General features: G+C 69.1%; 12 protein-coding genes. 8 read left to right on the top strand and 4 right to left on the bottom strand.

The window, feature by feature from the left end:
• The first annotated feature begins 122 nt into the window (after positions 1 to 122).
• From ahpC to Q0Z44_RS06090, 3 genes are all read left to right on the top strand, one after another.
• A complete protein-coding gene (gene ahpC, locus Q0Z44_RS06080) occupies positions 123 to 698 on the top strand; it encodes an alkyl hydroperoxide reductase subunit C (protein ID WP_298011245.1) in 576 nt (191 codons plus the stop codon).
• A gap of 203 nt (positions 699 to 901) precedes the next feature.
• Positions 902 to 2461 carry an alkyl hydroperoxide reductase subunit F gene (gene ahpF, locus Q0Z44_RS06085; protein WP_298011246.1) on the top strand — a complete coding sequence of 520 codons (1560 nt, stop codon included), beginning with the start codon at positions 902 to 904 and terminating at the stop codon, positions 2459 to 2461.
• A gap of 142 nt (positions 2462 to 2603) precedes the next feature.
• Positions 2604 to 3536, top strand: coding sequence for an MBL fold metallo-hydrolase (locus Q0Z44_RS06090; RefSeq protein WP_298011247.1), 933 nt, complete (start codon positions 2604 to 2606; stop codon positions 3534 to 3536).
• A gap of 18 nt (positions 3537 to 3554) precedes the next feature.
• Here the strand turns inward: Q0Z44_RS06090 and alkB are convergent, their stop codons facing one another.
• Genes alkB through Q0Z44_RS06105 form a run of 3 tightly spaced genes read right to left on the bottom strand, consistent with a single transcriptional unit; the run spans position 3555 to position 6317 of the window.
• Complete coding sequence (alkB, locus tag Q0Z44_RS06095) at positions 3555 to 4241, bottom strand: DNA oxidative demethylase AlkB (RefSeq protein ID WP_298011248.1); 687 nt, start codon at positions 4239 to 4241, stop codon at positions 3555 to 3557.
• A 1-nt stretch (position 4242) separates the two neighbouring features.
• Complete coding sequence (locus Q0Z44_RS06100) at positions 4243 to 5748, bottom strand: aminoacyl-histidine dipeptidase (protein ID WP_298011249.1); 1506 nt, start codon at positions 5746 to 5748, stop codon at positions 4243 to 4245.
• Between the two features lie 32 nt (positions 5749 to 5780).
• On the bottom strand, positions 5781 to 6317 hold the full coding sequence (locus tag Q0Z44_RS06105; protein ID WP_298011250.1) for an Mpo1-like protein: 537 nt from the start codon (positions 6315 to 6317) through the stop codon (positions 5781 to 5783).
• A gap of 154 nt (positions 6318 to 6471) precedes the next feature.
• Here Q0Z44_RS06105 and Q0Z44_RS06110 point away from each other — a divergent pair, with 154 nt between their 5' ends.
• Positions 6472 to 7185 (top strand): Crp/Fnr family transcriptional regulator, encoded by a 714-nt coding sequence (locus Q0Z44_RS06110; RefSeq protein ID WP_298011251.1) that lies wholly within the window; start codon positions 6472 to 6474, stop codon positions 7183 to 7185.
• 24 nt (positions 7186 to 7209) lie between these two features.
• On the opposite strand, the gene Q0Z44_RS06115 is transcribed toward Q0Z44_RS06110, so the two are convergent.
• Positions 7210 to 8721 carry an acetyl-CoA hydrolase/transferase family protein gene (locus tag Q0Z44_RS06115; RefSeq protein ID WP_298011252.1) on the bottom strand — a complete coding sequence of 504 codons (1512 nt, stop codon included), beginning with the start codon at positions 8719 to 8721 and terminating at the stop codon, positions 7210 to 7212.
• Between the two features lie 139 nt (positions 8722 to 8860).
• On the opposite strand from Q0Z44_RS06115, the gene Q0Z44_RS06120 reads away from it, so the two are divergent.
• The 4 genes from Q0Z44_RS06120 to Q0Z44_RS06135 all read left to right on the top strand — a co-directional run bounded on the left by Q0Z44_RS06120 (position 8861) and on the right by Q0Z44_RS06135 (position 12739).
• Positions 8861 to 9742, top strand: coding sequence for a LysR family transcriptional regulator (locus Q0Z44_RS06120; RefSeq protein ID WP_298011253.1), 882 nt, complete (start codon positions 8861 to 8863; stop codon positions 9740 to 9742).
• Positions 9743 to 9836: 94 nt separating this feature from the next.
• Positions 9837 to 11114, top strand: a complete 1278-nt coding sequence (locus Q0Z44_RS06125; protein WP_298011254.1) for an SAM-dependent methyltransferase — start codon at positions 9837 to 9839, stop codon at positions 11112 to 11114.
• Positions 11115 to 11334: 220 nt separating this feature from the next.
• Positions 11335 to 12201 carry a hypothetical protein gene (locus tag Q0Z44_RS06130; RefSeq protein ID WP_298011255.1) on the top strand — a complete coding sequence of 289 codons (867 nt, stop codon included), beginning with the start codon at positions 11335 to 11337 and terminating at the stop codon, positions 12199 to 12201.
• 34 nt (positions 12202 to 12235) lie between these two features.
• Positions 12236 to 12739 carry an SET domain-containing protein-lysine N-methyltransferase gene (locus Q0Z44_RS06135; protein ID WP_298011256.1) on the top strand — a complete coding sequence of 168 codons (504 nt, stop codon included), beginning with the start codon at positions 12236 to 12238 and terminating at the stop codon, positions 12737 to 12739.
• Positions 12740 to 12811 lie beyond the last annotated feature (72 nt).

Here is a 12811-nt window from a genome sequence, read left to right on the forward strand (position 1 = left end):
GAAATGCCCTGCTTGATAGCTGTTGGCAATGGAGTGAATTTGTTCAATCAATTCGCTTTATGGGGCGGGCTGGCCTAAGATTCACTTCGTTGTTCATCACAACCCAAACCAAGGAACCAGTCATGAGCCTGATCAACACGCAAGTCCAGCCTTTCAAGACCACCGCTTTCGTCAACCGTGGCGACAAGGGTGAATTCATCGAAGTCAGCGACGAAAGCCTGAAGGGCAAGTGGTCCGTCCTGATCTTCATGCCGGCCGCCTTCACCTTCAACTGCCCGACCGAAATCGAAGACGCCGCCAACAACTACGCCGAGTTCCAGAAGGCCGGTGCCGAGGTCTACATCGTGACCACCGACACCCACTTCTCGCACAAGGTGTGGCACGAGACCTCGGAAGCCGTCGGCAAGGCCAAGTTCCCCCTGATCGGCGACCCGACCCACCAGCTGACCAACGCCTTCGGCGTGCACATCCCGGAAGAAGGCCTGGCGCTGCGCGGCACCTTCATCATCAACCCCGAAGGTCAGATCAAGACGATGGAAGTTCACTCGAACGAAATCGCCCGTGACGTGTCGGAAACCCTGCGCAAGCTGAAGGCTGCCCAGTTCACCGCTGCCAACCCCGGCCAGGTCTGCCCGGCCAAGTGGAAGGAAGGCGCCAAGACCCTGACGCCGTCGCTGGACCTGGTCGGCAAGATCTGATCGACCTGACGTCAGACACCTTGTTTGACCTGTGAGAAGGCGCGCCCTTCCCACATTGCTGACACTGCCTACCCTGCGGGCCCACGAGGCCGGCCGGGGTGGTGCAGTGCAGCCTGCTCGCTGGCCTCAACCCTTGACGCAGTACAGGAGGCCGGTTTTCACAGTCGCTTGACACCGAATTCACTCAGAAAAGGATGACCACCATGCTGGACGACAGCCTCAAAGCCCAACTCGGCGCCTACCTGGAGCGCGTACAACAGCCGTTCGAGATCGTGGCCTCCCTGAGCGACAGTGAAAACTCCCGCGAGATGCTCGAGCTGCTGCAGACGATCCAAGGTCTGCGCGCCGACAAGATCACCCTGAAGACCGACGGGCAGGACGCCCGCAAGCCTTCGTTCACGCTGCAGCGCGTGGGCAGCGGCACCAGCCTGCGCTTTGCCGGCCTGCCGCTGGGCCACGAGTTCACCTCGCTGGTGCTGGCGCTGCTGTGGACGGGCGGTCATCCCCCGAAGGAAGAAGCCGAGACGCTGGACAACATCCGCGCCCTGGACGGCGACTTCAACTTCGAGGTCTACATGTCCCTGAGCTGCCACAACTGCCCGGACGTGGTGCAGGCGCTGTCGCTCATGGCCATCCTGAACCCGAAGGTCAAGACGACGGTCATCGAAGGCGGCGCCTTCCAGGAAGAGGTCGAGAAGCGCGAGATCATGGCGGTGCCCATGGTCTTCCTCAACGGCCAGGTGTTCGCCTCGGGCAAGATGTCGGTGGCCGAGATCGTGGCCAAGCTCGACACCAACTCGGCTGCCAAGGAAGCCGCCAAGATCGACGCCAAGGCGCCGTACGACGTGCTGATCGTGGGCGGTGGCCCTGCCGGTGCAGCCGCGGGTGTGTACGCAGCCCGCAAGGGCATCCGCACCGGCATCGCCGCCGAACGGTTTGGCGGGCAGGTGAACGACACGCTGGCCATCGAGAACTACATCTCGGTGCTGGAAACCGACGGGCCGAAGCTGGCTGCCGCGCTGGAAGCCCACGCCAAGGCGTACGACGTCGACATCATGAACCTGCAGAAGGCCGCGCAGATCATCCCGGCCGAGCAGCCCGGTGGCCTGATCCAGGTGAAGATGGAAAACGGCGGCACGCTCAAGGCGAAGACCGTGATCCTGTCGACCGGTGCGCGCTGGAGGAATGTGAATGTGCCCGGCGAAGCCGAGTACAAGAACAAGGGCGTGGCCTACTGCCCGCACTGTGACGGCCCGCTGTTCAAGGGCAAGCGCACGGCCGTGATCGGCGGCGGCAACTCGGGTGTCGAGGCCGCCATCGACCTGGCGGGCATCGTGGCCCACGTGACGCTGATCGAGTTTGCCGACACGCTCAAGGCCGACGCCGTGCTGGTCAACAAGCTCAAGAGCCTGCCGAACGTGACCATCTACACCAACGCGCAGACGACCGAGATCACCGGCGCAGAGGGCAAGGTCAATGGCCTGAAGTACAAGGACCGCGCCACGGGTGAAGAGCACACGGTGCCGCTGGAAGGCGTGTTCGTGCAGATCGGCCTGGTGCCCAACACCGAGTTCCTGCGCGGCACGGTCGAGTTGAGCAAGTTCGGCGAGATCATCGTCGACGCCAAGGGCCACACCAACGTGCCGGGCGTGTTCGCGGCCGGCGACTGCACCACGGTGCCGTACAAGCAGATCGTGATCGCGGCCGGGGCCGGTGCCACCGCGGCGTTGAGCGCCTTCGACCACCTGATCCGCCAGGGTTGAACGATGACAGCTTGAACCGGTTGGTTCCTTGAGAGGCCTGTTTCCGCAAGGGAGCAGGCCTTTTTTTTGTTCGGCCCTCCTGCGCTGTCAACCACGGCATTCCCCAGCCCGCGGTCGGGGGGCGAGGTCGCATCATCGCCCCATGCCCTCGAACGCCGTGCCCCTGCCCTCCTCCCTCCGCGTGCTCGAACGCGGCTGGCTGTCCTCCAACCAGATCCTGCTGTTCGACGACGACGGCGCCACCGTCGTCGACACCGGCTACGTGACGGAAGTGGAGGACACGCTGCGCTTGATCGACGAGGCCCTGGCCGGCCGGCGGCTCAAGCGCATCGTCAACACCCACCTGCATTCCGACCACGCCGGCGGCAACGCGGCGCTGCAGGCCCGACACGACTGCGTGACGTGGATTCCGCCTGGCGAGAGCGAGGCGGCCGCCGCGTGGGACGAAGACCGTCTGAGTTACCGCCCCACCAGCCAGCAATGCCCGCGCTTCCGGTTCGATGCGCTGGTGCACCCGCACCAGACGCTGCACCTGGGCGGCGAGGATTGGACCGTGCTGCCCGCCCAGGGCCACGACGAGGCCATGGTGATGCTGTGGTGCGCGCGTCAGGGCATCCTGGTATCGGCCGATGCGCTGTGGGAAAAGGGCTTCGGCGTGATCTTTCCCGAGCTGGTGGGCGAGGCGGGCTTCGAGGCCCAGGCGGCCACGCTGGCGCTGATCGCCGACCTGGCGCCGCGTGTCGTGATCCCAGGCCATGGTGCGCCGTTTACGGCAGTGCAGCCAGCGCTCGAAGCGGCGCGGGCGCGCTTGCAGTGGTTGCGCAACGAGCCCGTGAAGCACGGGGAGTACGCACTGAAGGTGCTGGTGTCGTTCAAGCTGATGGAGGCTCAGTCGCTGAGCCAGCCGGCCGTCGAAGCGATCGTGCAGGCCGCCTTTGATCGGCAGCCTGCCCTGGCCGCGCTGTATGCTGGCCGCGAGGTGGCTGCGGTGGCCCGCGACGTGGTGACGCAACTGGCGCGCAGCGGCGCCGTGCAGATCCGCCTGGACGGCGGCATCGACGCGCCGGCGCGCTGACGCTGCACGCCTGGCTGCTCACCCCGCGCGCCGGAACGTGAGGTTGATCCGGTCGGGCCCGAAAGCCGGGTGGTGCGCTGCCTTGATCGGGCGCACACCGTGAAAGCGCAGCCGCGCGGGGCCGCCCCACACCAGCACATCGCCGTGCCACAGCGGGATGGGTTGCGTGCCACCCGCCCGCGCCAGTCCGCCCAGCAGGAAGGTGGCCGGCACGCCGAGTGAGACCGACACGATGGGCGCGCTGAAATCGCGTTCATTGCGGTCCTGGTGAAGCGACAGGCGCGTGCCCGGCACATAGCGATTCACCAGGCAGGCATCCGGCTCGAATCCCGGAAACCCGGCGGCATCGGCGGCGGAGCGCGCCAGCGCCAGAAACGCATCCGGCATCGGGGGCCAGGGCGCATCGCACAGCGGGTCGAGCGGGATGTAGCGGTAGCCGCGCCGGTCACTGACCCAGCCGAGGGCCCCCGTGTTCGTCATGGCCACCTGCATGGTCTGGCCGCCGGGGGTCTGCATCTGGCGCCACGGCGCGGCGGCGACCACGTCGGCCACCCCGGCCAGCACGGCCGCCTGGTCGATCAGGGCATGGCCGGGCAGCAGCACCACGCCATCAGCCAGGGCCATCCGCGCGGGCCGTGTCGGTGGCCCTGCCTCGGCGACGGTGCCAAACAGGTCGGCCTGCTGCGCGGGCGTGGGGTCGGGCATGTCAGCCCCGCAGCGTGGCGGCCTCGGCCAGGATGGCGAGCAGCAGCGCATGACACTGCCCCACCGAGGCGATGTCCACGCGTTCGCCCGGGGCGTGTGCCCCGCGGATCGTCGGCCCGAACGAGACGATGTCCATGCCCGGGTGTTTGGCGGCCAGGATGCCGCACTCCAGGCCGGCGTGGATCACCTGCACGCGGGCGGGTGCGCCCTCGCGCGCGGCATACACCCGCTGACACAGCGCCAGCAGCGGCGAGGCCGGGTTCGGCGTCCAGCCCGGGTAGTGGCCGTCGATCTGCACCGTGGTGCCGCTCAGGTTGAACAGGCTGGCAATCTCTTCGGCCAGCGCCAGGCTGCCGCTGTCACGCAGCGAGCGGACCATGAAGTTCGCCTGCCCGCCTTCGGGGGTCAGGCCCACCACACCGAGGTTGTTGGAGGTCTCGACCACCCCCGGCACCTGGCGGCTCATGCGCCGCACGCCGTGGGGGGCTGCGTGCAGGCTGGCGAGCCACACGGCCTGCTCGGCCGGCGCCATCACGTAGCCGGGCAGCGGGGCCGGTGTGGGCTCGGCGGTCAGGCTCAGGCCCGACTCGATGCCCGTCAGTTCATCGGTTAGCAGGCCGGCCCAGCGCGCCAGTGCAGCGTGCAGGGCATCCGCCTGGTCTGGCGGCAATGCCACCGTGGCAAACGCCTCGCGCGGCAGCGCATTGCGGGCGGTGCCCCCGCGCAGGCTCACCAGCTGCACCGGCAGCGTGGCGCACAGGTCCCGCAGCACGCGCACCAACAGCTTGATGGCGTTGCCGCGCTCTTCATGGATGTCGACGCCGGAGTGGCCGCCGCGCAGGCCGCGCAGGGCCAGGTCGAACACCGCGAGGTGCGCCGGCCGCAGCACGGGCGCCGCATGGCGGCTGACGTTCACGTCCACTCCGCCTGCGCAGCCCAGGTAGAACTCGCCCCATTCCTCGGTGTCGAGGTTGAGCATCAACCGCCCTGTCAGCGCCCCGGCCGCCAGCCCATGCGCACCGCCCATGCCGGCTTCCTCGTCCACGGTGAACAGCGCTTCCAGCGGCCCGTGCACGGCGGTGGCGTCTTCCAGCACCGCCAGCATCATCGCCACCCCCATGCCGTTGTCGGCACCCAGCGTCGTGCCCTCGGCCACCAGCCAGCCATCGCGCTGCACCGGCACGATCGGGTCCTGAAAGAAGTCGTGCCCGCTGTCGCTGTTCTTCTGCGTGACCATGTCGAGATGGGCCTGCAGCACCACGCCCGGCGCCGCCTCGTGGCCCGGCGAGGCCGGCTTGCGGATCAGCAGGTTGCCCGCCGCGTCCACCTCGTTGGACAGGCCCCGCGCGGTGGCCCAGTCGATGAGATGCGCGCGCAGTGCCGCCTCGTGCTTGGAGGGGCGGGGGATGCGGCACAGCGTGGCGAAGTGGGCCCAGACCAAGGCCGGTTCCAGGCCGGCAAACGGGGCAGACAGGTCAGGCGTGGACAGAGGTGCGGCGGCAGACATGGCAAGCGTGTGCGCCGCAGACGGGCGCGTCGTCAGGGACAGGTCTGCATCGTACGCCGCCCGACACGCGTGGGCCCGACGCGGGCTTCCACCGCGGCCTTCACCCCGCGGCCCAGGTGCAGCGCAAAGCCCACTTCGGCCACCACGAACAGTGGGCCGATCACCAGGCCGACCAGGTCGTCCACAAAGGCCGGCTTGCGCCCTTCGAAGGCGTGCCCGATGAACTGGATTACCCAGCCCACGCCGAACAGGGCCAGCCCCAAGCCCAGCCAGATGCCGGTTGCCTGCGCGGCCACAGCCTGCCCGACCACGTGGGCGCCGGCCAGCAGCGCCCCCATCACCAGGCCGTAGCCCAGGTGCAGGCGCAGGTAGTAGGCCACGGTGGCGCCCACCAGCAACGTGGCGGGCGACACGGCCCCCACCTGATCGAGGTGGGTCCACACTGGCCGCGACGCCAGGATGGCGACGGCAAGCACAATCATCGGGATGCCGACCAGGTGCGTCGCGATGTTGCGGCGGTCCCGGTGGTAGTCGGCGTACTGGGCGAGCTGGTCGGTGAGGGTTTTCATGCCGCCATGCTCCGCGCCCGCACCCATCATCGTCTGTCAGTGAGCCGACGTTTTCTGCGTCCAATTCCTCGGGTTTGTCCGGGCCTTGGCAGGCGGCTGTCGTATCGAACCCCCGTTCATGGCATAGTGGAACGCACCAGTACCAAGCAGTAGCATGTCCCAAGACAACGCCTTTGATGCCCGCGCCCATCGCCCGCTGCTCGAGCGCCACGCATGGTTCGCAGGCTTGCCCGAAGCGCTGAAGCAGACCCTGCTCGATGCGGGTCGGCTGCGCCGTCTGCGGGCTGGCGAGGTGCTGTTTCGCCGGGGTCAGCCGAACTGCGGTCTGTATGCCGTGCTGCGGGGTTCGGTGCATGTCGGCTCGGTCACGCGCTCGGGTCGGCAGAACCTGGTGGCCGTCGTGCCGGCGCCGCACTGGTTCGGCGAGCTGGCGCTGATCGACGGCGGCCCGCGCACCCACGACACCGAGGCGCGCGAGGCCACCGAGCTGCTCTGGGTGCCGCTGCCGGATCTGGTCAATCTGCTGACCCGGGAGCCGCAGCACTGGCAGAACTTTGCCGCGCTGGCCGTGCACAAGCTGCGCGCTGCGTTCGAGGAACTGGAAGACGCCGCCCTGCTGGGCACCCAGGCCCGGGTGGCCAAGCGGCTGCTGCAGCTGTCGACCGGGCACGGCATGCTGACCGCCCAGGCCTCGCTGCGCACCGTGGCGCTCAACCAGGAGGAGTTCGCCGCCACGCTGGGCCTCACGCGGCAGACGGTCAACGAGGTGCTCGGCCTGCTGGCCGATCAGGGCTTCATCGCCAAGGGCTACGGCCGGGTCGACATCCTCGACCCGGCGGGCCTGCAGGCCCTGTCGCGCCCGACCTGAGGCAGGCCGGGCGGCGGCTGTCGTTCAGTCCGCCAGCATCATGTCGCGGCTGAGCATCGAGCCCGTTTCGCGGAAGCGCGTGTGCCAGGCAAAGGCCTCTTCCAGCACATGCGGCGTGTGGCCCCCGCGGCGGCAGGCTTCCTTGAAATAGTCCTTCAGCGCGTCGCGGTACAGGGGGCTCACGCACTGGTCGATGACCACACGCGCGCGCTCGCGCGGTGCCAGGCCGCGCAGGTCGGCCAGGCCGTGCTCGGTCACCAGCACGTCCACATCGTGCTCGGTGTGGTCTACGTGCGTGACCATGGGCACGATGCTCGAGATGTCACCGCCCTTGGCCAGCGACTTGGTCACGAAGATCGACATGTGGGCGTTGCGCGCGAAGTCGCCCGAGCCGCCGATGCCGTTCATCATGTGCGTGCCGTTCACGTGCGTGGAGTTGACGTTGCCGTAGAGGTCGCACTCCAGCGCCGTGTTGATGGTGATCAGGCCCAGCCGGCGCACCACCTCGGGGTGGTTGCTGATCTCCTGAGGCCGCAGCACCAGGCGCGACTTGTAGCGCGCCAGGTTGGCCATCACGCGGTCGTAGCAGCCGGCCGACAGCGTCATGGACGAGGCCGAGGCAAACGTCATGCGGCCGCTGTCGAGCAGGTCGATGCTGCTGTCCTGCAGCACCTCCGAGTACATGCGCAGGTCCTGGAAGGGCGAGTCGAGCAGCCCGTGCAGCACCGCGTTGGCGATGGTGCCGATGCCGGCCTGCAGCGGCTGCAACGACGGGCTCAGGCGGTTGGCCTTGACCTCGCGCATCAGGAAGTCGTTGAGGTGGTCGGCAATGGCGGCCGTTTCCAGGTCCGGCGGCAGCACGGTCGAGGGGCTGTCCGGCCGGTTGGTGAAGACGATGGCGGCGATCTTTTCCGGATCGATCGGAATGGCCGGCGTGCCGATGCGCTGGTCGACCGACACCAGCGGGATCGGCTGGCGGGTGGGACGGTAGGTTGGGATGTAGATGTCGTGCAGCCCTTCCAGTTCGAGCGGCATGCTCAGGTTGATCTCGACGATCACCTTCTGCGCCAGGATGGCAAAGCTCGCCGAGTTGCCCACCGAGGTGGTCGGCACGATGCCGCCGTCGGCCGTGATGCAGGTGGCCTCGATCACTGCCACGTCCACCGGCTTGAGCTGGCGGTTGCGCAGCATTTCCACCGTTTCCGAGAGGTGCTGATCCATGAACATCACCTCGCCGGCATTGATGCGCTTGCGCAGGCTGGCGTCCACCTGGAAAGGCATGCGGCGGGCTGTCACGCCCGCGTCGCTCAGCACCTTGTCGGCGTCATGGCCCAGAGAGGCGCCGGTCATCAGCGTGATCTGCAAGGGGTGCGTCTTCGCGCGCTCGGCCAGTGCAAAGGGCACGGCCTTGCAGTCGCCCGCACGGGTGAAGCCGCTCATGCCGACGGTCATGCCGTCGTGGATGAGGGTGGCGGCTTCCTCGGCGGACATCACTTTGTCCCTCAGCCGGGGCAGGCGGATGCGATCGGGGTGCATGGGGGGTCTCCTGTTCGTCGGTGCCCCGGGGGCCGGGCCGCGAACCAGGCATGCCGAGGTCGCCTCAGTATCGGAAAGCGCATGCCATGCGTAAAGCGACTAATATTCATGCGACCCAGTCGAAAAAGGAATGACATCCATGGATCTGCGCGCGCTGCGCTACTTCGTCGAGACCGTGCGCCGCAACAGCTTCACCCAGGCGGCCGAGGCGCTGCACGTCACGCAGTCGACGGTCAGCAAGATGGTGCGCCAGCTGGAAGACGAGGTGGGCCAGCCGCTGCTGCAGCGGGTGCCCGGTGGGGTGCGGCTGACCGATGTGGGCGAGGTGGTGTTCGCGCGGGGCCAGGAGGCACTGGCCGTGGTGCAGGGCCTGCACCGTGAGCTGGACGACCTTGCGGCGCTCAGCCGCGGCACGCTGGTGGTCGGCATCCCGCCCATGGTCAACGTGTTCTTCTCGCCGCTGATTCAGCGCTTTCGGGCCGCGCACCCCGGCATCGCGCTGCAGATGAAGGAGGCGGGCGGCGACGTCATCGGCCAGATGATCGCGGCCGGCGAGCTGGAAGTCGGCGTGGGCACCTTGCCGCTGGCGCCCGAACTGGCCCATCTGCAGACGGCGCTGCTGGGCCGCTACCCCGTGTGCCTGGTGGGAACGGCCGACATGGCCTGGACGCGCCTGAAGCGCCCGGGCCTGGCCAGCCTCGACGGCCAGCCGGTGGTGATGCCGGGCGAGGGCTTCACACTGCACCGCCACCTGCACGATGCCTGGCGCCTGGCCGCCGTGCAGCCGCAGGTGGTGGCCGAAAGCGGCCAGTGGGATTTCCTGCTGTCCATGGCGCAGGCCGGCATGGGCACTGCCATCCTGCCGCAGCCGGTGCTGGAGCGGCTGCAGCTGGCGCCCGAGTTGGTCGTGCGGCGCCTGCCCGCGCGCGAGATGGTGTGGGCTGTGGCCCATCTGTGGGCGCGCGGGCGCTACATGAGCCACGCGGCGCGGGCGTGGCTGGCGTGCTGCCGGCAGGGCTGATTGCGGCCTGGGCCAGGGGCACGGCACCGGTGCCACCGGACTCGCGCGCAGGGGTGCAAGCAGGCACAATCGCGCGCTGACCTTGCCGCCTGCCATGACCGACACCGACCTCGCCGCCTTCAACGCCCCGCACCTGACTCGCTTCACGATCCTGCTGCGTGAGGCGATGGCGTCCGGCCGGCTGCTGCGGCTGGTGCTGGTGGGTTACCAGGGCGGCGTCAGCGAGGCCGATGTGGCCGGGCAGCCTCTGCAGCGCGTCATCGTGCGCGCCGTGGCGCTGCGTGACGAACCCCATCTCAGCTTTGTCTGGCGGTATCCCACCAAGGACATCACCAGAAACCTGCCGGCCTCGGCGGGCGTGGACGCGATCCTGAGCTGGTTGCAGGCCGGCGCCTTCCGCAATGCGCACATGCACACGCCGACGGAAGAGGTGCAGCTGGCCTTCAGCAAGAAGGGCAAGGCCAGCGTACGCGTCGGCAAGGCGGCGCCCGGCGATGCCGCAGCGGCGGGTGAGGGCGAGGCGCAGGCAGCGCAAGCCGGGCAGGCCGCCCACAACCGCGACAAGCACCGCCACCTCGAAGTCTCGCGCCCCTTCCTGCGCGAGCTGGGCGTCACCGACGCACAGGGCCACCTGATCCCGGCCATGTCGCGCAAGTGGAAGCAGATCAACAAGTTCATCGAGGTGTTCAGCGCGGCGCTGGGCCGCTCGCGCCTGGCCGACAAGCCGGCGGTGCACGTGGCCGATTTCGGCTCGGGCAAGGGCTACCTCACGTTTGCCGTGCACGACTGGCTGACGAACACGCTGGGGCGCCAGGCACGCGTCACCGGGGTCGAACTGCGGCCCGATCTGGTCAAGCTGTGCCAGGGCGTGATCCAGCGCCTGGGCCTGCAGGGCATGGCCTACGAACAGGGCGACGTGCGCGACTACCACCCGAGCGACCTCGACGTCGTCATCGCGCTGCACGCCTGCGACATTGCCACCGACTACGCCATCCACCTGGGCATCCGCGCGGGCGCCGAGGTCATCCTGTGCTCGCCGTGCTGCCACAAGCAGATCCGCCCGCAGCTGTTGAGCCCGCACCCGCTGCGGCCCATCCTGCAGCACGGCATCCACCTGGGGCAGGAGGCCGAGATGCTGACCGACGGCCTGCGCGCGCTGCTGCTGGATGCGGCGGGCTACGACACGCAGGTGTTCGAGTTCATCTCGCTGGAACACACCAACAAGAACAAGATGATTCTGGCGGTCAAGCGCGCGCAGCCCCGGCCCAACGACGAGGTGTGCGCCCAGATCCGCGAGATCAAGGCGTTCTACGGCATCCGCGAACAGGCGCTGGAAAGCCTCCTGCAGGCCGACGGCTTGCTGCCGGCCTGATCGCAGAGCCCCCCGGCGGCGGGCGGCCGCCCGACACGGGGTGGGCCGCGGGGGCAAGTGTGTGTACAGTCGCCCCAGGGCGAAACGGACAGACCGGGCACAACGCATGCCCCGCTGACCGGCCCGACGACACCCCCAACCGCAGCCAGGGATGAGCACGGATGAGACAGGCAGGCTGGTCACGGACCGCTTCCATGCGCACGCGCGCGGAGCCCGCGCGATGAGCCGCGCGGCCCGGATGCCAGGCGCCGAGGCCCGACCCGTGCCCGCGGACCTGCGGGGCGTGTGGGTGCGCACGCTGCTGCAGACCGAGACGCTGGCCGAACACGTCGGTGCGCCGCCCAGCGACACCACCACCTGGGTGCGCTGGCTGCAGACGAGCCGCTGGCACGCCGACCTGCGCGTGCCGCAGCGCGCCTTCCACGGTCGCGTGGCGCTGCCCCTGGCCGAGCAGGCTCCGTCCCAGCTGGCGCTGCTGGCCGAGCAGCAGGGCTTTGTCGGCGTGACGCAGGTCGAGACCCAGCCCACGGGCGAGGTCTGCACCTGGCTGCGTGCGCATGACTTCCAGCCGCCCAGCCTGCATCCCGATTCCGGCTGGTTGCTGTTCGAGCGCCCTGACCGCCTGGTGGAGGTGGGCATCCACGCCGATTACAACGAAGTGTGGGAGCGCCTGCCCGATTCGGGGGGGCGCTTTGTCGCACTGGCGGGGCTGGACGCGTCCGGGCAGGACGACGGCCGTCGGCTGCTGCTGGCGGGCCGCTACCTGGCCCGGGTGCGCCCTCGCCAGGCCGCTTGGCCGCGGGGCATGCCGCCCGGCATGACGCTGGTGGAGGCCTTGCTGCACCAGCCCGAGCGAGCGCGCGACTGGCTGGATTTCGAGATCAGCTTCGGGACCTTCGACGGGGCCGCGTGGCAGGTCCAGTGTTCGACGCTGCCGGTGTTCGAGAACCAGGCGCTGCCCTGTGCCGTGCATCGGCTGGACGACCGCCTGGCCAGCGTCACGCTGCCGGCCGAGCCGGGGGGCACCGCCGAGCCGGAAGCCTGGCAGGTGCTGGAATGGGACGACCCGGCGGGCAGCCTGGGCTGAACCGCCGCCCGGGCCGATCGCCGACAATGGCGGCATGCCCTCCCTGCGTCCCCTGATTCCGCCCGCCCCGCCCGAGGTGACTGCCCCAGCCTCTTCGCCGGCACCACGCGGCGTACCGGCCGACCCGCAGAAGCACCCGGTGACGATCGGCCCGAGCGCCATCGACGGACAGGGCGCCTTCGCGGGCGCCGCCATCCCGGCGCGCGCCAAGATCGGCGAGATCCGCGGTGAATTCGTCGACATGGCCGAAGCGCGGGCCCGGGCGCGCCGCGCCGAGCGGGAGACTGGGCGCATCTTCATGGTCGCGGTCTCAGACCGCCGGGCGGTGGATGCCACCGCTTCGACCGACCCGCTGCGCTATGCCAACCACGCCTGTGAGCCCAACATGGTGCTGAAGGTGCAGCAGGGCCGGGTCGCGTTCTACGCACTGCGCGACATCGCCGCCGGCGAGGAACTGACGGCGCGCTACGGTGCCACGCACCACGGCGGCCGGCTGGTGTGCCGGTGTGGCTCCCCGCGCTGCATCGGGCGACTGTGAACCGGCAGCCATGAAAAAAGCCCCCGGCGCCGGATGGCGTGCGGGGGCCTGTCAGGGCGCGGGGCAGACACC

The sequence above is a fragment of the uncultured Aquabacterium sp. genome (genome assembly GCF_947366995.1).
GTDB lineage: Bacteria > Pseudomonadota > Gammaproteobacteria > Burkholderiales > Burkholderiaceae_C > Aquabacterium.